This is a genomic window from Pseudomonas sp. YJ42, assembly GCF_047225135.1.
Taxonomy (GTDB): Bacteria; Pseudomonadota; Gammaproteobacteria; order Pseudomonadales; family Pseudomonadaceae; genus Stutzerimonas; species Stutzerimonas stutzeri_E.
The window spans coordinates 3633436-3652187 of sequence record NZ_CP178378.1 but is presented as its reverse complement, the minus strand read 5'-3'; the positions used below and the strand labels follow the sequence as shown (position 1 = coordinate 3652187).

18 protein-coding genes and 2 pseudogenes are annotated in these 18752 nt (G+C 62.4%); 9 read left to right on the top strand and 11 right to left on the bottom strand.

Annotated elements, in window-relative coordinates; translation table 11 throughout:
- Window positions 1–96: 96 nt before the first annotated feature.
- Window positions 97–795 (top strand): urea ABC transporter ATP-binding subunit UrtE, encoded by a 699-nt coding sequence (urtE, locus tag ACL0K2_RS16740; protein WP_025243170.1) that lies wholly within the window; start codon window positions 97–99, stop codon window positions 793–795.
- A 108-nt stretch (window positions 796–903) separates the two neighbouring features.
- On the opposite strand, the gene ACL0K2_RS16735 is transcribed toward urtE, so the two are convergent.
- The 7 genes and pseudogenes from ACL0K2_RS16735 to ACL0K2_RS16705 all read right to left on the bottom strand — a co-directional run bounded on the left by ACL0K2_RS16735 (window position 904) and on the right by ACL0K2_RS16705 (window position 7666).
- Window positions 904–2157 (bottom strand): methyl-accepting chemotaxis protein, encoded by a 1254-nt coding sequence (locus ACL0K2_RS16735; protein ID WP_413044486.1) that lies wholly within the window; start codon window positions 2155–2157, stop codon window positions 904–906.
- Window positions 2158–2292: 135 nt separating this feature from the next.
- Window positions 2293–2640 (bottom strand): annotated as a pseudogene (locus ACL0K2_RS16730) (cache domain-containing protein); the annotation flags it as partial.
- 507 nt (window positions 2641–3147) lie between these two features.
- Window positions 3148–4296 carry an ABC transporter substrate-binding protein gene (locus ACL0K2_RS16725; RefSeq protein WP_045163778.1) on the bottom strand — a complete coding sequence of 383 codons (1149 nt, stop codon included), beginning with the start codon at window positions 4294–4296 and terminating at the stop codon, window positions 3148–3150.
- A 24-nt stretch (window positions 4297–4320) separates the two neighbouring features.
- A complete protein-coding gene (locus tag ACL0K2_RS16720; protein WP_413043072.1) occupies window positions 4321–5028 on the bottom strand; it encodes an ABC transporter ATP-binding protein in 708 nt (235 codons plus the stop codon).
- Entirely contained in the window at window positions 5015–5782 is a 768-nt protein-coding gene (locus ACL0K2_RS16715) for an ABC transporter ATP-binding protein (RefSeq protein ID WP_045163780.1), read from the bottom strand. Before ACL0K2_RS16715 ends, ACL0K2_RS16720 begins: the two co-directional genes overlap by 14 nt.
- Entirely contained in the window at window positions 5775–6803 is a 1029-nt protein-coding gene (locus ACL0K2_RS16710; protein ID WP_413043071.1) for a branched-chain amino acid ABC transporter permease, read from the bottom strand. The genes ACL0K2_RS16715 and ACL0K2_RS16710 overlap by 8 nt, the downstream gene beginning before the upstream one ends.
- Window positions 6803–7666 carry a branched-chain amino acid ABC transporter permease gene (locus tag ACL0K2_RS16705; RefSeq protein ID WP_413043070.1) on the bottom strand — a complete coding sequence of 288 codons (864 nt, stop codon included), beginning with the start codon at window positions 7664–7666 and terminating at the stop codon, window positions 6803–6805. The genes ACL0K2_RS16710 and ACL0K2_RS16705 overlap by 1 nt, the downstream gene beginning before the upstream one ends.
- Window positions 7667–8149: 483 nt before the next feature.
- On the opposite strand from ACL0K2_RS16705, the gene ACL0K2_RS16700 reads away from it, so the two are divergent.
- From ACL0K2_RS16700 to ACL0K2_RS16670, 7 genes and pseudogenes are all read left to right on the top strand, one after another.
- Window positions 8150–8983: an urease accessory protein UreD gene (locus ACL0K2_RS16700; protein ID WP_413043069.1), complete on the top strand. Its 834-nt coding sequence runs from the start codon at window positions 8150–8152 to the stop codon at window positions 8981–8983.
- A 138-nt stretch (window positions 8984–9121) separates the two neighbouring features.
- Complete coding sequence (gene ureA, locus ACL0K2_RS16695; protein ID WP_045163783.1) at window positions 9122–9424, top strand: urease subunit gamma; 303 nt, start codon at window positions 9122–9124, stop codon at window positions 9422–9424.
- Window positions 9425–9458: 34 nt separating this feature from the next.
- Complete coding sequence (locus tag ACL0K2_RS16690; protein WP_413043068.1) at window positions 9459–9998, top strand: N-acetyltransferase family protein; 540 nt, start codon at window positions 9459–9461, stop codon at window positions 9996–9998.
- A complete protein-coding gene (locus ACL0K2_RS16685; RefSeq protein ID WP_045163784.1) occupies window positions 9995–10300 on the top strand; it encodes an urease subunit beta in 306 nt (101 codons plus the stop codon). Before ACL0K2_RS16690 ends, ACL0K2_RS16685 begins: the two co-directional genes overlap by 4 nt.
- Before the next feature lie 115 nt (window positions 10301–10415).
- On the top strand, window positions 10416–12116 hold the full coding sequence (gene ureC, locus ACL0K2_RS16680) for an urease subunit alpha (RefSeq protein WP_413043067.1): 1701 nt from the start codon (window positions 10416–10418) through the stop codon (window positions 12114–12116).
- 419 nt (window positions 12117–12535) lie between these two features.
- Window positions 12536–14008, top strand: coding sequence for an NCS1 family nucleobase:cation symporter-1 (locus ACL0K2_RS16675; RefSeq protein WP_413043066.1), 1473 nt, complete (start codon window positions 12536–12538; stop codon window positions 14006–14008).
- Between the two features lie 102 nt (window positions 14009–14110).
- Window positions 14111–14704: pseudogene (locus ACL0K2_RS16670) on the top strand (GAF domain-containing protein); the annotation flags it as partial.
- Window positions 14705–14812: 108 nt separating this feature from the next.
- Here the strand turns inward: ACL0K2_RS16670 and ACL0K2_RS16665 are convergent.
- Entirely contained in the window at window positions 14813–15259 is a 447-nt protein-coding gene (locus ACL0K2_RS16665; protein ID WP_045163787.1) for a hemerythrin domain-containing protein, read from the bottom strand.
- Window positions 15260–15350: 91 nt separating this feature from the next.
- Window positions 15351–15617, bottom strand: a complete 267-nt coding sequence (locus ACL0K2_RS16660; protein WP_045163788.1) for a DksA/TraR family C4-type zinc finger protein — start codon at window positions 15615–15617, stop codon at window positions 15351–15353.
- Window positions 15618–15924: 307 nt separating this feature from the next.
- Here ACL0K2_RS16660 and ACL0K2_RS16655 point away from each other — a divergent pair, with 307 nt between their 5' ends.
- Entirely contained in the window at window positions 15925–16647 is a 723-nt protein-coding gene (locus tag ACL0K2_RS16655; protein ID WP_045163789.1) for a TorF family putative porin, read from the top strand.
- A 10-nt stretch (window positions 16648–16657) separates the two neighbouring features.
- Here the strand turns inward: ACL0K2_RS16655 and ACL0K2_RS16650 are convergent, their stop codons facing one another.
- Entirely contained in the window at window positions 16658–17809 is a 1152-nt protein-coding gene (locus ACL0K2_RS16650) for an MFS transporter (protein WP_413043065.1), read from the bottom strand.
- 43 nt (window positions 17810–17852) lie between these two features.
- Window positions 17853–18716, bottom strand: a complete 864-nt coding sequence (locus ACL0K2_RS16645) for an isocitrate lyase/PEP mutase family protein (RefSeq protein WP_239611117.1) — start codon at window positions 18714–18716, stop codon at window positions 17853–17855.
- Window positions 18717–18752: the final 36 nt, after the last annotated feature.

Sequence of the window (18752 nt, the reverse complement as noted above, 5' to 3'; positions counted from 1 at the left end):
CCTACGGCCGCCGAACGTCCACGCCCGCATCAACGCAAACCTAATCGTAGGGTGGATAACGCCAGAGGCTTATCCACCAAAGTGAAGGAGTCGCACATGCTGCAAGTCCAGCAACTGCACCAATACTACGGCGGCAGCCATATCCTGCGCGGCCTTTCATTTGACGCCAAAATTGGCGAAGTGACTTGCCTGCTCGGCCGCAACGGTGTCGGCAAGACCACCCTGCTCAAGTGCCTGATGGGCCTGATCCCGGCCAAGGAAGGCGCGGTGAACTGGGAAGGCAAGCCGATCACCGGTTTCAAACCGCACCAGCGCGTGCACGCCGGCATCGCTTACGTGCCGCAGGGGCGCGAAATTTTCGGTCGGCTCACCGTCGAAGAGAATCTACTGATGGGCCTGTCCCGCTTCAGCGCCAAGGAAGCCAAGGAAGTGCCCGAATTCATCTACGAGCTGTTCCCGGTGCTGAAAGAGATGAAGCACCGCCGCGGCGGTGACCTCTCCGGCGGCCAGCAACAGCAACTGGCCATCGGTCGTGCGCTGGCAAGCAAACCGCGCCTGCTGATCCTCGACGAACCCACCGAAGGCATTCAGCCTTCGGTGATCAAGGAAATCGGCGTGGTGATCAAGAAACTCGCCGCCCGCGGCGACATGGCGATCCTGCTGGTGGAGCAGTTCTACGATTTCGCCGCCGAACTGGCCGACCAGTACCTGGTGATGAGCCGCGGCGAAATCATCCAGCAAGGCCGTGGCGACACCATGGAAGCCGAAGGGGTACGCGGGCTGGTGGCGATTTAAGGCGCCGGTTGCCCCCCCTCGCGGCCATAAACATAAAAAAGCCCCCGCACACGGCGGGGCTTGTAGAAGTTTCGTAGCGTCATCAGATGACACGCGTGCCGCGTCCGATCAGCGGCTCATGCCGGCCAGCCGTTGCGAGATGGCTTGCATGCCTTGGCCCAGCTCACGCAGCGTGGCCGCATCACGCGCGCCCTCCTCGCTGGCGGTGTGAATACGCACCGCCAGTTCGTTGATCTCCTGGGTCACATGGCTTTGCTCTTGTGCGGCCACCGCGATCTGCTGCGCCCGCTGGACGATGTCGTCGAAGCTGGCCACCGTACTGCCGAGTGTGCCGGCCACGCCATCGGCCTGTTGCACGGCCTCGTGGGTACGCTGAGCACCGGCCTGCATGGTCGACACGGCCTGGGTCGAGGCCAGGCGTAGCTGGGTGATCATCTGCTGGATTTCGTTGGCCGAACTCTGGGTGCGCCCCGCCAGGGTGCGCACCTCGTCGGCCACCACCGCGAAGCCCCGTCCTTGCTCGCCTGCGCGCGCGGCCTCGATGGCAGCATTCAGCGCCAGCAGATTGGTCTGCTCGGAGATCGATTTGATGACATCCAGTACGCCACCGACCCGCTCGATATCCTCTCCCAGTTGTGTAATCGCCGCAGCGGCATGGTTGATGTCCCCGGCCAGGCCGCCGATCACTTCACTGTTGCGCTGTACCTGGCCCTGCCCCTGCTCGGCGGCAGACAACGACTGACGGGCCGTATCAGAACAATCTGTAGTGTTGTGAGCGACCTCGGCCGCGCTGGCCGACATTTCGGTGATGGCCGTCGCCAGCAGGGTGTTGTCCTGGCGCTGAGCTTCAGCTCGATCGGCCAGGCCCACGGACAGCCGCGCCAGTTCATCGGCCTGGCGCTCGAGACTCGCCGACTCGTCGCCAATGCGCCGCAGCATGTCGCGCAACGAACCGGCATAGCGGTTGACCGCGCCACGCAGAGCGCCGATCTCGTCGGCACGACGAACCTCCAGTTGCGCGTCGTCACGCCCGCCGCCCTGCCCGAGTCGCTCGATCTGCCCGGTGGTTTCTTCCAGTTGCGCCAGCAGGCGCTTGCCCGCGAGCCAAGCGAGGCCGAGCAACACGGCCAGAAGCGGAAGCAGGAGCAGCAGAATTTGCGTGGTCAGCTCATTGGCGAGCCCGGTGACGTTCGCCTCCGGGGTCACCAGCCCGACACGCCAGCCAGTGCCCTCCATGGTTTCCAGCGTCACATACGCCGGGCCGCCCACCCGGCCGTCGTGCTCGAGATGCAGCGTCGTATCACCCCCACCCTGAGCGGCGACCGCGTCGGCAACGGGCTTGAGCCAAGGTTGCTCGCGCACCCGATCGGTCAGCGTGGGTAAGCCACCATTGGCCTTGGCGCCCGGGAAAAACAGCAGGTTGCCGGCCTGGTCGACCGCGAAGGCGTAACCGCCGGTCACGCCCCCGTTGGCATCTAGGAAACTGGCCAAACCGTCGAGTTTGAGATCGAGGGTGGCCACGCCCGCGAACGAGCCGCTGCGCTTATAGGTCACGCTGCAGGTGGTCATGGCCACACCGCTGACCGCATCCAGGTAGCCGTCCGACCAGACACAACGCCCAGGCGTCGCCGCGCGGGCACCGCTGTACCAGGACTCGCCGTGGTAGGCCGGCGTCTGCGCCGCGTTGTAGTCGCCCGAATAATCGAGCCCGCCGCTGCCGCTGCGTGCCCAGAAGAAGCTGCGTCGCTCGACACCCGGCGCGAAGGCGCTCGGCTCCGGCCACAGCCCACCGCCGGCGATGGCTACATCGCCCTGGCTGTCGATCAGGTTGGGTAGCACCGACATCGCCAGTGACTCGTCATTGGGCATGGTTTCAGCCAGGTGCGCCATGGCCGCAGTGGTCCCTTCGATGCGGCTGAGCTGCAAGGCCAACTGTCGGGCCAGGGCGCTGGCCGATTGTTCGGCGGCGGCAGTGCCGGTGGCAACGAGCCGGGGTTTGCCACCCAGCGTCATAACCGCAAAGATCGCCAGCGCGGTGAACATCAACAGGACGAGAACGCCCAACGTCATCCGCGAGGCGATCCGGGTAGGAAGAAAGGACATGCGACAACTCCACAACAGAACTTCGTAGTGGAGCGTTACGGCCGCTTTCCAATTGCATTGAGCGGAAAAGCCTGGGATGCGACCAGCGGTTCATCCAGCAACGGACTTGTTCGGCAAATCGCACATCACGAATGAAAGCAGGCACCTCGGTGTCGGCAGCCTGGTGCCAGACGCGGCGGCAAAACCGACCGCATCAGTGCCCTTCCCAGGCAAGGCGAAGGGCCACGCCTGGAACGCATTAGCGAGGCATCACTCTCCGATCTCCTTGCGGACGATCTTGCCGCCCTCCACCACGGCCATGGTGGTCGGCGTGATGAAGCCGCCGTTTTCGGTCATGCCTTGAACCGAGTAGAGGTTGTACTTCGGATCCATGGTCGTCAGCGCCTCGCCCATCTTTGCCCGTACCTGTTGCGGCTCGGTGCTACCCGCCAGTTCCATGGCCTTGGCCAGCGCATGGAAGGCCAGATAGTTGTAGGCAGCCTCCGAGCCCGGCACTTTGCCGTGCGCCTTCTGATAGCGATCGATGAAGACCTTGGCCACCTCGCTGTCGTACTCGGAAAGCGGCACGACACCCACGGAGCCGTCCAGCAGTTCCAAGCCGCCGGTCACTATCGCGATCTCGTCGAGCTTGGCCTGGTCCATGACGATAAAGCCGCCCTGGAAGCCCAGCTGACGCGCCTGTTGCATGACTAGGCCGGTGGGCTCGGAAGCGCCACCGACGAACATCACGTCCGGGTTCGAGGCGATTACCCGGCTGATACCGGTGTAGAAATCGGTCGACTTGTTGTAGTCCATGGGGTTGCTGGCAACGATCTCGCCGCCCTTCTGCTCCCAGGCCTTGGTCATCATGTCAGTCCAGATCTTGGCGTACTCGTGGGTAGCGCCCGCGATGCCGAGTTTCTTGCCGTAGTGCTTGAGGGCGTAGTCGGAGAACGCATCGACATAGCCGGTGAATTCCGGCGGAACGCGCACGGTCAGCGGATTGCCCTGCTGGGTGACCGAAGGCACGCTGGTGTAGGCCATGATCAGGAAATCGTCGGCGACGTTGAAGTCCTGCAGCGCGAACACCCCACCGGTATGCGGAACGAACACAGCGGCGGCGTTGGATTCCTTCACCAAACGCTTGGCGTTGGTGGCGGCCTGGCTCGGCGAGTATTTGTCATCCAGGCTGATGAGATTGACCTTATAGGTTTCGTCGCCGATCTTCAGGCCGCCGGCCTCGTTGGCATCATCGACCGCCATGCGCAGGCCGGACAGTGTGTTCTCGCCGTAGAGCGCAGCGCCGCCGCTGAGCGGGCCGGTGAAACCGATGGTCAGAGTCTGTTCGGCATGCACGCCGCCAGCCTGGGCCATGGTCAGGGTGGCAATCGCCAACCCAAGCGCTTTGAGCGTTTTCATTGTTGTCTCCTTGGTCATGACTGATCAGGCGCCGATATAGGCCTTGCGCACGGCTTCGTTACCCAGCATGGCCTGCTGGTCACCTTCCATCACCAGGCTGCCACCCTCGATCACATAGGCGCGGTGGGCGATTTTCAACGCCGCAAAGGCGTTCTGTTCGGCCAGCAAAACGCTAGTGCCGGATTTATTGATGCGCGAAATCACCTCGAACATCTGGTTGACCACCAGCGGCGCAAGCCCGAGCGAGGGCTCGTCGAGCATCAGCAGGCGGGGTCGACTCATCAGCGCCCGGCCAATGGCGACCATCTGTTGCTGGCCACCGCTCAGCGAGCCGGCCGGCTGGTTGCGTTTGTCGTGCAGGATGGGAAACAGTTCGAGCACCTCCTGCAGGTTGCGCTTGTTGCCCTCGCCATCACGCCGATGCAGGTACGCACCGAGCGCAAGGTTCTGCGAGACCGACATCTGCGGGAACAGCTTGCGCCCTTCAGGGCAGTGCACCACACCGGCGGCGACCAATGCTGAAGGCTTGAGCCCGTCGATGCGCTTGCCCTCCAGCGTGATGCTGCCAGCTGTTGGCTTGAGCAGCCCGCTGATGGAGTTGAACAAGGTGGTCTTGCCCGCACCGTTGGCCCCGAGCAGCACCACCAGTTCGCCGGCGCCAACCGTCATGGAAACCTGCGTGAGCGCCTTGAAACTGCCGTAGCAGACATCGACCCGATCAAGCTGCAGCATCGTAGTCGCTCCCCAGGTAGGCTTCGATCACAGCCGGGTTCGCCTTGATCTCGGCGGGTGTGCCCTCGGCGATCTTCTCGCCGTAGTTGAGCACCATGATTTTGTCCGCCAGCCCCATGATCATGTCCATCTTGTGCTCGATCAGGCACACGGTCAGGCCGTGTTCGGGCATCTTGCGGATCAACTGCGCCAGGCCTTCGGTCTCCTCCGGATTGACGCCCGCCGCCGGCTCGTCGAGCAGCACCAGTTTCGGTTCGGTGGCCAACGCCAGGGCAAAGGCCACGCGCTTGCGTTCCTCTTGGGAGATATCCAACACCACGCGGTTCTCCAAGTGTGCGAGCCCGACGAAGTCCAGCGCGGCGCGGGCCTTCTCGCGGCACTCACGTTCCTCCTGCTGCAGACGTTTGGAATTGATCAGCACGTCCCACAGGCCGGATCGGGTACGTAAACGGTGGCCGACAATCAGGTTGTCCAGCACGGTGGCCTGCTCGAATAGGTGCGTGGTCTGGAAGGTACGCCCGACGCCTAGCCGGGCCACACGATCGCAGCGCATCCGCGACACGTCGTGACCGTCGATGAGGATGCGGCCGGAACTGGGCTTGTGCACACCGGATATCAGGTTGAAGAAGGTGCTCTTGCCGGCGCCGTTGGGGCCGATGATGGCGTTGATCTTGCGCGCCTCGAACTCGACGCTGACGTCATGTACCGCCGCGAGGCCGCCGAACATCTTGGTCAGGTTTTCGACCTTAAGCATTTGTGTTCACCTCGCTGCCTGGGGTGACTTTGTTACCGGCTCGTGGATCCTGCGCCCGCGCCACTTCGGTGTCTTTGCGCAGCTTCCAGCCAAGGAAGGTGCCGATCAGCCCGCGCGGCATGAAGATCACCAGCACCACGATCAGCGGGCCGAAGATGATCATCCGATAGTCCTCGAGGAACTGCAGCGACTGGGTGATCCAGACGATCCCCACAGTGCCGGCCAGCGGCCCGAACAGCGTGCCGAAGCCGCCCACCAGCAGGTAGGTGATCATGTCGAAGGTATGGTTGGGGTTGGCTTCCTCCGGGCCGATGAAGCGAATCATCGAGGCGTAAAGCCCGCCGGCGATGCCGGCGTAAGTGGTCGACAGGACGAATGCCAGCAGCTTGTTGCGCATCAGGTCGATGCCCAGCGACTGGGCCAGCGCGTCACCGTTGCGGATCGCCATGAAGGTGCGCCCCAGCAGCGAGGACGCCAAGCGCCCGGCGAACCAGATCGCCAGAACCAGGAACAGCAGCGCCAGGTAGTAGAACGGCACCGTCTGGCTGAAATCGACTAGCCCGAATCCATCCGGCGCCGCGATGCCGCGAATGCCGATGGCGCCGTGCGTCAGCTCCTCCCACTTATCGATCAACAGATAGATGATGAAGCCGACGCAGAGCGTGAAGATGGCGAAGAAGTGCTCCTTCAGACGCAGCGAGACAATGCCGACCAGCGCACCGATGGCCGCCGAAACCAGCGCCGCCGCCACGAAGGCCGGCCAGAAATTCCAGCCATGATCAGCAGTAAGAATCGCCAAGGTATAGGCGCCGATGGCAAAAAAGCCGCCGTGGGCCAGGTTCAGCTGGCCGCAGTAACCGGTGATGATGTTCAGGCCGTAGACCGCGATGGCCCAGATGAAGGCGCTGGCCATCACGTAGACCTGGTATTCGCTCTTGGCGAACAGCGGGAACGTTAGGGCCAAGGCCAGCAGAAACAGCTTGCAGCCGCGACCGGTCAGCAAAGAGGCGAAACGATGCATCAGTGAGCCCCCTTGGCGAACAGCCCGGTTGGGCGCAACGACAGGATCACCACCAGCAGCGAGAAGGCGATGATGTCCTTGTAGTCCGAGGACAGGTAGAAGCCTCCAAAGCTTTCGGCGAAACCGAGAATCATCGCGCCTAGAATGGCGCCCGGGATGCTGCCCATGCCGCCGAGTACGATGATCACGAAGGCTTTCATGATCACCAGATGCCCCATCGCTGGATACACCAGGTTGATCGGCGCATACAGGGTGGCGGCGAAGGCGGCGAGCATGCCGGAGATAGCGAAGGTCAGCATGGCCACGCGGTTGGCGTCGATGCCGACCAGGAAGGCGCCTTCACGACTCTGGGCCATGGCGATGATCGTCGAGCCGAGCATTGTCTTGCGCAAGAACAGGTGCAGCGCCAGCATCAGGGTAAAGGCGCCGACAATGATCAAGAGGCGCTGCTCGGGAATGATCAGCCCGTCGAAGTTGAGAATGCCACCGTAGGGCGAAGCCATGCGACGGAAGTCCGAGCCCCAGAGCATCTGCACCACCGCTTCGAGAAACAGCAGGATGCCGATCGCCGCGATCTTGTCATGGATCGGCGGCGCATTGCGCAGCGGGTGGAAGACCAGCCGCTCGGACAGCACCGCCAGCGCCGCCACCACGACTCCGGACAGCACCATGGCGATCCAGTAATGCAAGCCAATGTCTGTCATGAAGAAGTAGGAAGCGAACGCACCGACCATATACAGCGCGCCATGGGCGAAGTTGGGAATGTGCAGGATGCCGTAGACGAGCGTCAGGCCGAGAGCGACCAGACCATAGATGCTGCCCAGGGTCAGGCCGTTGAGCACTTGCTGAAACAATAGATTCAATGCAGCGCCTCCGTGGATCTTGTTGTTATGTGTGCCACCGAGCGAGTGCTGATCGCAAACAAGCCGGTCGAACTTCGCCAGCCGCCGGCACATCGGAACTCGTCGCCTGACTGACATTGGCACTCGCTTGCACCCTCGTCAAACCAGCGGCCCGGAAGAGATGAAGCCCCATAAAGCAGCGTGATGCTCGCAACAATCTGTTTCAGTGACCGGCCAGTCGATCCGATTAGGCCTCGGCTGTTCGGTGGTTGGATCAAACCGAACACACCGCAGCGAGCCTACTCAGGACGCACCAAACTGGATCATTCGCACCTCCGAATCCTTCATGCGCACCATTGAAGGGCATCGAAAGCCAACGGCCAGACCAATCGCCTGGTTCATTTATACCGTCACAGGCTCGTGCGCCCAGGCAGCGCACCGCTGTGGCGCGAGAGGCACGACTATTGCTCCGACTGGAGCAAGACTCCTGACTTCGCACGGCCCATGACCGCACTGACACCTCTGTTCACGCCACACTGGAATGCCGAACTCGAGCTGGGCTATGCCCGTTTCGATCACGTGACGCGCCCGGTGCTTCGACGGCACAGCGGACCGCTGAGGGTGCAGAAGCACCTCTATCCAGAAGGGCCAGAAGTCTGCCAACACATCATCGTGCACCCGCCGGGCGGGATTGCGGGTGGCGACCGACTGGACATCAGCGCCACGGTGGGCCCCGGTGCCTGGGCGCAGTTGACCAGCCCCGGCGCAGCCAAATGGTATCGCGCCGCTGGCCCTGCTTTTCAAAACCTGCAGCTGCGGGTCGCACCTGGCGCCACGCTTGAATGGTTGCCACAGGAAACCATCGTTTATTCCGCGGCGCAGGCCGAGCTCACCACGACCATCGAATTGGAAGGCAACGCCCGCTTGTTCTATTGGGACATCATTGCGCTGGGCCGACCGGCCAGCGGCGAGCGTTTCGACGCAGGTCATTTCCAGGCACAGCTGAATATCACCCGCGACGGCGAATGGCTCTGGCACGAACGCCAACGTGTGACCGGTGACGACGGCCTGCTCGACTCGCCGATCGGCCTCGATGGCAACCCGGTTTTCGCCACCCTGATCGTGACCGGCGAGATCGACGCCGAGCTGATGGAACGCTGCCGAGAACTTTCGAGCCGGGTTCGGGGCGACCTGACACAGTTGCCGGGCCTGGTCATTGGCCGTTGTCTGGCCAGCGAAGCCCTGCATGCCCGCGCCTGGCTGATTGACCTGTGGCGCCTGTTGCGTCCAGCACTGCTGGGGCGCGAGGCAATGCCACCGAGGATCTGGAGTACATGAACAACGGTGGGTAAGGCTCCGCCGTTACCCACCCTACGCCGGCCAGCAGGTGCATGGCCGCCCCGAAATTCGCTGCGTGGTTTGTCGCCACGAGCCGGTGGATGTGAAAGCGACATCCACCCTACGACTGGAGCCATTATGGATTTGTCGCCAAGAGAAAAAGACAAGCTACTGATTTTCACCGCCGGCCTGGTCGCCGAGCGGCGCCTGGCACGTGGGGTGAAACTCAACTACCCGGAAGCCATGGCCTACATCTCGGCCGCGCTGCTCGAAGGCGCCCGCGACGGCCAGACGGTGGCCGAGCTGATGCATTTCGGCACGACGCTGCTCAGTCGCGGCCAGGTCATGGAGGGCGTGCCGGAAATGATCCCGGAGATTCAGGTGGAAGCGACTTTCCCCGACGGCACCAAGCTGGTCACCGTGCATCAACCAATCCCCTGAAAGAGAGGTCAATGTCTGTTGCGGCCATGCCGTGATGACCCCGAACCGCTTGAAGGATTTCACCGTGCAGATACGTGACGCCCTGGATGCAGACCTCGACGGCATCCTGCAGATTTACAACGACGCGGTGCAGAACAGCACGGCGATCTGGAACGACCAGCCGGTCGATCTCGACAACCGCCGTGGCTGGCTGGCCGAACGCCACACGCAAAATTACCCCGTTCTGGTGGCGATAGACGATCAGGGACAGGTAGCCGGCTATGCCTCCTTCGGCCCCTGGCGCCCTCACGACGGCTATCGCCATACCGTGGAGAACTCGGTCTACGTCAGCCCCGACCATCGCGGCAGCGGCATCGGCCGCAGCCTGATGCAGGCGCTGATCCAACGCGCTCGCCAGCTGGAGAAGCACGTGATGATCGCCTTCATCGAGAGCGAGAACCGTGCATCGATCCATATGCATCAGCAGCTCGGCTTCATTCATGTCGGGCAGATGCGCCAGGTGGGCTGCAAGTTCGGCCGCTGGCTGGACCTGACCATGATGCAACTGACCCTCAACAGGACGTCCAACCCATGATTCCCGGCGAATACCAAATCCAGGATGGCGACATCGAGCTCAACGCCGGCCGCCGCACGCTGACCCTGAACGTGGCCAACAGCGGCGACCGGCCGATCCAGGTCGGCTCGCACTATCACTTCTTCGAAACCAACGATGCTCTGGCCTTCGACCGTGCCGCCGCGCGCGGCATGCGCCTGAACATCCCGGCCGGTACCGCGGTGCGCTTCGAGCCCGGACAGAGCCGCGAGGTGGAGCTGGTCGAGCTGGCCGGTGACCGTCGGGTGTTCGGTTTTGCCGGGCGGGTGATGGGCGCGCTCTAGAACGCAGCCGCAAGCGACAAGCAAGCTTCGTAGGGTGGAAAACGCCGCAGGCTTTTCCACCGTGACCAGGATCGGTGGATGACTTCGGTCATCCACCCTACGCGAGACGATACCGATGAAGATTTCCCGCCAAGCCTATGCCGACATGTTCGGCCCCACTGTCGGCGACAAGGTGCGCCTGGCCGACACCGACCTGTGGATCGAGGTCGAAAGGGACTTCACTACCTACGGCGAGGAAGTGAAGTTCGGCGGCGGCAAGGTGATCCGCGATGGCATGGGCCAGAGTCAGCTGTGCACCGAGGATGTCGTCGATACGCTGATTACCAATGCGCTGATCATGGACCACTGGGGCATCGTCAAAGCAGATGTGGGCCTCAAGGACGGCCGCATCGCCGCCATCGGCAAGGCTGGCAATCCGGATATCCAGCCGGATGTGACCATCGCCATCGGCGCCGCTACCGAAGTCATCGCTGGCGAGGGCATGATCCTCACTGCCGGCGGCATCGACTCGCACATTCATTTCATCTGCCCGCAGCAGATCGAAGAAGCGTTGATGAGCGGCGTCACCACAATGATCGGCGGTGGCACCGGGCCAGCCACCGGCACCAACGCCACCACCGTCACACCTGGCCCATGGCACATGGCGATGATGCTCAAGGCGGCTGACGCCTTCCCGATGAACATCGGCTTCACGGGCAAGGGTAACGCCTCGCTGGCCGAGCCCTTAATCGAGCAGGTCAAGGCCGGCGCCATCGGTCTCAAGCTGCACGAAGACTGGGGGACCACGCCTGCGGCCATCGACAACTGCCTGAACGTGGCGGACCAGTACGACGTGCAGGTGGCGATCCACACCGACACCCTCAATGAGTCCGGCTTCGTTGAGACCACCCTGGGGGCCTTCAAGGGCCGCACCATCCACACCTACCACACCGAGGGCGCCGGTGGTGGCCATGCCCCGGACATCATCAAGGCCTGCAGCTTCCCCAACGTCCTGCCGAGCTCGACCAACCCGACGCGGCCGTTCACGCGCAATACCATCGACGAGCACCTGGACATGCTCATGGTCTGCCATCACCTGGACCCGAGCATCGCCGAGGACGTGGCCTTCGCCGAAAGCCGTATTCGTCGCGAAACCATCGCCGCTGAGGACATCCTGCATGACCTCGGTGCCTTCTCCATGATCAGCTCCGACAGCCAGGCCATGGGCCGCGTCGGCGAGGTGATCACCCGCACCTGGCAGACCGCCGACAAGATGAAGAAGCAGCGCGGCGCCCTGCCCGGCGATGGCGCGGGCAACGACAACTTCCGCGCCAAGCGCTACATCGCCAAATACACTATCAACCCGGCCATCACCCACGGCGTCAGCCATGAGGTGGGCTCGATCGAAGTGGGCAAATGGGCGGATCTGGTGCTCTGGCGTCCGGCGTTCTTCGGAGTGAAGCCGACGCTGATCCTCAAGGGCGGCGCCATCGCGGCCAGCCTGATGGGCGACGCCAATGCCTCGATCCCGACACCGCAACCGGTGCACTACCGGCCGATGTTCGCGAGCTTTGGCGGCTCGCTGCATGCCTCGAGTTTCACCTTCATCAGCCAGGCCGCGTTCGAGGCCGGTGTGCCCGAGCAGCTGGGGCTGAAAAAGAAGATCGGGGTGGTGAAAGGCTGCCGCTCGGTGCAGAAGAAGGACCTGATCCATAACGACTACACACCGGATATCCAGGTCGACCCGCAGAACTATCAGGTCAGGGCCGACGGCCAGTTGCTCTGGTGCGAGCCCGCCGAGGTGCTGCCGATGGCGCAGCGCTATTTCTTGTTCTGACAGCGATCGCCGTTCAGATCCCATTGCGTTTTTCACAGGGGCGGCCTGGCCACCCTTTTTTGTGCGCGCACCAGCCTGTGTGCACGCCCAGAGTGCATAAACGGACGCTTGAAGGGATTGAGGCAAGTGCGGGTCAAAAAAAGCCCACAAATGATCCGGGCGGGAAACTTTTTTGCGGTGGTTGATTGCAGGCGGGCCCTTTATAAGCATCGTCCTAGACGGCCTCTCGCGAAACTGCATAACAAAATGATTATTTATGTATACAAAGTCGAAGCGAGTTTGGATTTCATCTTCTAGGCTTTGCTCAGGTCTCGGCGTATCTGACGAATGCCACAAGGCCTGACTTCGCGGACTCTGCCATACGCGGAACAAGAACTGCATACAAAAACCATTAACAGTCTTGCACAGAGCGCCCAGAGATGAACCACGACGACTTTCAGATCAAGCAGATCGATCCCAGCCTGTATAACGCCGACCTCGCCCCGCTCGCCCCAGCCAAACGCAAGTGGGGCTGGTTCGAGGTCTTCAACGTCTGGTCTAACGATATTCAGAGCTTGTTCGGCTACACCCTGGCCGCCACCCTGTTCATCAGTTACGGTCTGAACGGCTGGGCGGTGCTTGCCGGAATCGTACTGGCCGGCTTTATCGTCATGGGCCTGGTGCAGCTGACAGGTAAACCCAGCGTCAAATACGGCATCCCATTCCCGGTCATGGCTCGCGCCAGCATGGGCGTGCGCGGTGCGAATTTTCCAGCGGTCGTGCGCGGCATCGTGGCGATCTTTTGGTACGGCGTGCAGACCTATTTCGCCTCGACCGCGGTCGCCTTGCTGATTCGTACCTTGGCGGGCCCCGGCTCGGAAACTACCCTGCTGGGCCTGACCGCAGTGGACTGGGTCGCTTATGTGATCGTTTGCGTCTTTCAGGTCGCGTTGTTCGTGCGTGGCGTGGACTGGGTGACGCGCTTCCTCAACTGGGCCGGGCCGCTGGTCTATCTGGTGATGATCGCGATGATGATCGCCATCTGTTACCAGGCCGGGCCAAGCCTGGCCGGCGCGCTGGGCAGCATATTCAGCGGCACCGGCAGCTATGCCGGCGGGCCCGTCGCCGCGTTTGCCGCCGTGGTCGGCACCATGGTCGCCTACTTCGCCGCGGTGGTGATCAACTACGGCGATTTCGCCCGTTTCGTGAAAAATGAGCGGCAGATGCGCATCGGCAACTTCCTCGGCCTGCCGGTCAGCCTGGCGATCTTTTCGCTGATCGCCCTGGTGATCACCGCCGGCACCGTGGTGGTGTTTGGCGAAACCCTGACCAACCCCACCGATATCGTTTCGCGCATCGACAACGTCGGCCTGACCCTGATCGCTGCAATCACCTTCTTCGCCGCCACGGTGGGCATCAATCTGGTCGCCAACTTCATCCCGCCGGCCTATGACATCGCCAATCTGGCTCCAGCGCATATCAGTGCACGCACCGGCGGCTACATCACCGCGGCCATCGCTTTCTTCATCGGTGCGCTGTGGGTGTCGTTCATCAGCGCAGTCGGCATCGCCGCCTTCGTCGACACACTGGGCGCCGTGCTGGCACCGCTGTACGGCATCATCGTGGCCGACTACTACCTGGTCCGCCGGCAGCGGCTGGATGTGCAACAGCTGTTCTCCGCAGCACCGGGCTCAGCCTACTATTTCAACGCCGGCTGGAACCGCAAGGCGATCATCGCGTTCGGGATCAGCTCGGTGTTCTCGGTCGCCTCCGTCTGGACGCCTGGGCTGGAAAGCCTGTCGGGCTTCGCCTGGCTGCTCGGCGCGCTGTTCGGTGCCGTGGTGCATTACCTGCTGATGCGCAAGCAGATCGTTCCGGCAAATGCGCAGCCTCCTTTGACGACGCAAGCCTGATGCCCCCTTGGATCGGGCCGGCTGACCGTCGGCTCGATTCAGCGCGACGAACGGCCCGTGATAGAGTGCCGGGCCATCACCACGCGCAGCCTTGACACCCGCATGAACCGATCGGTTAGCGACGATATTTCGGCTATCAGCCGCATCAGCGCAGTACCCGCCATTCTTCAGGTCATCTCCGAGACCACCGGATTACGTTTCGCCGCCGTAGCGCGTGTCACCGCGGACTCCTGGACGGCCTGTGCGGTGCTCGACCGGATCAACTTCGGCCTGCAGGTCGGTGGCGAACTGGACGTAACGACGACCCTCTGCCACGAAATTCACGCGTCCCACCAAACCATCATCATCAGCAAGGTGAGCGAGGACGAACGCTACTGCAATCACCACACCCCAAAGATGTATGGTTTCGAAAGCTACATCTCGGCCCCGGTGTTTCGTACCGACGGCAGCTTCTTCGGCACTGTTTGTGCGCTCGATCCGCTGCCCGCCAATCTGTCGGAAGGGTCGATCCTGGCCATGATGGAGTCGTTCGCCAAGCTGCTGGCCATTCAGCTCGAAGCCGAGGAACGTTTCGAGGCGACCGAGGCAGCACTGCTCGATGCACAGCAGACGACCGAGCTGCGCGAGCAGTTCATTGCCTTGCTCGGCCACGACCTGCGCAATCCCCTCTCGTCGATCATGTCCGGCGCGCGGCTATATCGCCAATGAGATTGCCGTGTAGCACGGAGGCAGGATGCAGGTCTCGTCTACCGCCGAGGCCGGCACCACCTTTACTTTCAGCATGCCGACCGGGACGCTCACGTCTTAGGCGTGCTCGGCCTTCATCATGTCGTAGGCGCCAAGGTATGCACCGGCCAGCTGGTTCTTCTGCTGTTCGCTGAGCAGCTTGCCGGCCATCTGGAAGAATTTGTGCTCCTCTTCCTGCAGGTGATGGTGAACCTTGTCCGACAGCTTGCGGGCCTGAGCGAGCCAGCTAGGGCTGCTGGGATCCGTCTCCTCCAGGGCCTCGACCATTTCGTCCATTTCATGATGCTCGGCGATGGCATGACGGGACAGGTCGACGCCGCTGTCATCGCGCATCAGCGGAATATAGAAGTGACGCTCTTCGGCCACCGAATGTACCCAGAGTTCATGCTTGAGCTGGGCGAACAGCTCCTGGCGTTCGGCGGAATCGCCACTTGTCTGCGTCAGGCGTTCGGACAGGTCGCGCTGGATGTCATGGCTCAGGCGCAGCGCTTCGAAAATCATCATGGGGCATTCCTCTTCCATGGAAGGGTGGGGGGACGCGATGTGTGACCCATGCGCGCGCGTCGAGTGCGATCCGGGCGTGCGATTTATCGCCTCAGCGTAGCTGGCTGTCCTTGCTGCCCCTGCGGTTGTAGCCGCTGAATTTGGCTTCCTGCTTGTCCTGTTCGGTCTGGCACTTTACGCACAGGCGCACGCCCGGAACGGCCTGACGCCTTGCCTCGGGAATCTCCGCGTCGCACTCCTCGCAGTGCGTCAGGCTTTCGCCTCGCCCCAATCGGCTGCGCGCTCGCTGCACCGCGTCCTCGATGGTGCTGTCGATCTGTTCCTGCACTGCGCCTTCGTTTGCCCACCCCGTGGCCATAAAAACCTCCCGCCTGTCTGAAAAACAGTCATTGGCTATTTCAACATTCGAACGGCGAGTGCCGCGGCCGTTCAACTAGTCAAATCCCCGGCACCATTATGGGTCGCCAATGAATCGGCACCGCCCGTCGTTCGCTTGGCGTCAAAACGACGAACGGGGATTGCACTACGTCCGCATCGACTACTCTTCCCGACGATTGATCAGGCAAGAGTGGCCATTAAACAGTCTTCAGCCGCTCTGTATAGGCCTTGCCCTTTGCGGTCGCCAGCGGGCGGCTTGTATGACTAATCCACCCGTGAATCGGTGTATGAACAAAAAATTCATCGCGACGGCCTTGATGCTCGGGCTTAGCGGATGCGCCAGTCAACCGCAGGTCGTCGAACGCGAAGTCGGACAATTCGATCTCAAGCTCGGCATGGCGCCCACTCGCAGCATGGCCCAGGGGCTCGTCAGCCCGACCGTCGGAAGCACTTTCCGCGGAGGCTTGGATCTGACCCACGCCAATGGCATGTACGTGGGGCAGTGGGCACCCAGCATGGGCATCCTTGAGGGCAACCCCCTGGAGTTGGACACCTACATAGGTTACGCCCAGCAGCCGCTCGACAACGCCTTAGGTTTCGAGCTGGGGGTGATCCGCTACAGCTTTCCCGAACTGGAAAACCGCGACCGCCATGAGTACTACGGCGGCATCAATCTGGCCGGTAACCGCCTAGGTGGCGCCCTGCGCAGCGCTCCAGGGCGTACCGACAGTACGCTGTTCCTGGAATTTGACTCGTTTCGACCATTGGATTTCGGGGTGCGCCTGAAGTACGCGAGCCACTCGCTGGACAACCCGCGGCACTACACTGGCGGCAGTGTGCGGGTATTCAACGACTGGTCGCTGAATCTGTCCCGCCCGCTGCTCGGCGTGAACCTGGACCTCTCCTATACCGACTCCAACCTGAGCGGGCGAGAGTGCGGCGTCTATTCCGGGCAGAACGCCCATTGCGAGAGCTTCTTCATGTTCAGGGCGCAGCGTCTTTTGTTCTGAACTGACGCCACTAGCGAAACCGCATCCGCGCGTGCAGCACGGCCAGTAGGAACGCCGCCGTCGCGAAGCCGTAGAGCAGCTCCAGATTCCCGTCCCGATACAGCCAGGATCCCAGCACCGGCCCGGTAGCCATCCCCATGAAGCGAAAAAAGTTGTAACTGCCCACGGCAGTGGCACGGTTGTGCGGGTAGAGATCCATCAGCAAGCTGGTCTGCACCGGCAGCGACAATCCGAGGAACAGGCCGAACGCGCTGGCAGCCACGACCAGCCAGGCGAGCGACCACTGCGCAACACCGAGGAACAGCAACACGCTGAGCGCATTCAACCCGGCCGTCACCAACAGCGTTGGCCGTGGCCGCCAGCGTCCCGGTAACCGACCGCCGACGAAGCTACCGATCACCACCGCAATCGACAGCGGCAGGAATACCAGGCCCTTTTCGCTGGCACTGAGCCCGTAGGTGCTGTCCAGCACGCGCGGCATGAACACCAGATAGTTATAGAAGGCGTAGTACTGCACGAAGCTCAGCAGCATGATCGCCAACCCCTGACGATTGCGCAGTACATCCACGTATTCGACCGGATGGAAGGCTCTCGGCATGCCTCCGGCAGGACGCGTCTCCTGCAACCAGAGTGCGTTAGCCAGCAAGACGAGGGCACCCACCGCCGCCAGCAGCAGAAACACGTAGTGGAAATCCAGATGCTCGCCGATGAAGCCGCCCACCACCGGACCGACCACCGGCCCTAGCGCCACCATCATCTGGAACGAGCCCATCGCCCGGCCGCGCTCCGCGCCCTCGAAACGATCGCCGATGACCGTGACCGCGACCACTGCGCCAGCGGCGATACCCACCGCCTGCAGCGCACGAAACACCAACAGCAGCTCGATATTGCGGGCCAGAAAGCATCCCAGAGACGCACCGACGTAGATCACCAGGCCCATCAGCAGAATGCGTCGACGACCGCTGCGATCCACCAGCGGGCCGTAAACGATCTGCATGAACGCCAGCACGAAGGTGAAGATCGAGATGCTGAGGTTGATCAGCAGCGGCGTGGTCGCCAGCGCCTCACCCAACTCGGGCAGGATCGGCGCATAGACCGTCTGGGTAAAAGGCCCGAGGAATGCGGCAAAGGCCACCATGAAGGTCAGCAAGCGTGGACTCATCGGATCTCCAGAGCGCGGATGACGACGGCGCGGCAGGTGGCGGTTATTCCTTGACCTGCATGTATTCTTCAGCCCAGACCATGTACTCGTCGGCGGTCGAATACTTGACCGACAGCTGCGAGGCGTTGAGGTCCGAGGCGTCGATCTGGCGCTGCTCGCGCAGACAGTCGTAGGTCGCCTTGATCGCCGCGAAATAAGCGGCATGGCCGTTGACCACGATGCGGACGCCGAGCGCCGCCAAGCGCGCGTTGTCGCGCAGGCGCGGGTTGCCATAGGTCACCAGCATCAGGGGCACGCTGAGCTTCTCGGCGACGCGCTCGAGCTGCTCGAAGTCCTCGATTCCCACCAGGCAGATCGCATCGGCTCCCGCCGCTTCGTAGGCCTGCACGCGGGCGATGACCTCTTCCAGGCCGATCACACCGGCGTTGGTGCGCGCAATGATGGCGAGCTCCGGATCGATGCGCGCCTCCAGCGCCGCGCGGATCTTGCCGACCGCCTCGAACATGCCGATCAGGTCTGTGGATTTGCGCCCGAATTTGGCTGGCAGCGAGGTGTCTTCGATGGTCAGCGCGGCGATTCCGGCACGCTCCAGCTCGACTACGGTGCGCATCACGTTGAGCGCGTTACCATAGCCATGATCGGCGTCAGCGATGATCGGCAGGCGCGACACGCGCCCGATGCGGGTCGCCTGTTCGACGAACTCGCTGAGCGTAATCAGCGCGAAATCCGGTGCGGCCAGCACCTGCAGCGAGGCGACCGAGCCACCGAGAATGCCAACTTCGAATTCGAGGTCGGCGGCGATACGCGCCGACATCGGATCGAATACCGAGGCGGTGTGATAACAGCGATCCGATGCCAGCAGCCGGCGGAATTCGTTACGCAGAGAATGATGAGAAATTCGTTGCATGTGTTTTTCCTGATAAAGCGCACGCAAGGGTCGAGT

Coding starts and splice junctions, on each gene's coding strand:
- urtE (WP_025243170.1), top strand. CDS start 97: ATGCTGCAAGTCCAGCAACTGCACCAATACTACGGCGGCAGCCATATC.
- ACL0K2_RS16725 (WP_045163778.1), bottom strand. CDS start 4,296: ATGAAAACGCTCAAAGCGCTTGGGTTGGCGATTGCCACCCTGACCATG.
- ACL0K2_RS16720 (WP_413043072.1), bottom strand. CDS start 5,028: ATGCTGCAGCTTGATCGGGTCGATGTCTGCTACGGCAGTTTCAAGGCG.
- ACL0K2_RS16715 (WP_045163780.1), bottom strand. CDS start 5,782: ATGCTTAAGGTCGAAAACCTGACCAAGATGTTCGGCGGCCTCGCGGCG.
- ACL0K2_RS16710 (WP_413043071.1), bottom strand. CDS start 6,803: ATGCATCGTTTCGCCTCTTTGCTGACCGGTCGCGGCTGCAAGCTGTTT.
- ACL0K2_RS16700 (WP_413043069.1), top strand. CDS start 8,150: ATGACCGCACTGACACCTCTGTTCACGCCACACTGGAATGCCGAACTC.
- ureA (WP_045163783.1), top strand. CDS start 9,122: ATGGATTTGTCGCCAAGAGAAAAAGACAAGCTACTGATTTTCACCGCC.
- ACL0K2_RS16690 (WP_413043068.1), top strand. CDS start 9,459: ATGACCCCGAACCGCTTGAAGGATTTCACCGTGCAGATACGTGACGCC.
- ACL0K2_RS16685 (WP_045163784.1), top strand. CDS start 9,995: ATGATTCCCGGCGAATACCAAATCCAGGATGGCGACATCGAGCTCAAC.
- ureC (WP_413043067.1), top strand. CDS start 10,416: ATGAAGATTTCCCGCCAAGCCTATGCCGACATGTTCGGCCCCACTGTC.
- ACL0K2_RS16675 (WP_413043066.1), top strand. CDS start 12,536: ATGAACCACGACGACTTTCAGATCAAGCAGATCGATCCCAGCCTGTAT.
- ACL0K2_RS16665 (WP_045163787.1), bottom strand. CDS start 15,259: ATGATGATTTTCGAAGCGCTGCGCCTGAGCCATGACATCCAGCGCGAC.
- ACL0K2_RS16660 (WP_045163788.1), bottom strand. CDS start 15,617: ATGGCCACGGGGTGGGCAAACGAAGGCGCAGTGCAGGAACAGATCGAC.
- ACL0K2_RS16655 (WP_045163789.1), top strand. CDS start 15,925: ATGAACAAAAAATTCATCGCGACGGCCTTGATGCTCGGGCTTAGCGGA.
- ACL0K2_RS16650 (WP_413043065.1), bottom strand. CDS start 17,809: ATGAGTCCACGCTTGCTGACCTTCATGGTGGCCTTTGCCGCATTCCTC.
- ACL0K2_RS16645 (WP_239611117.1), bottom strand. CDS start 18,716: ATGCAACGAATTTCTCATCATTCTCTGCGTAACGAATTCCGCCGGCTG.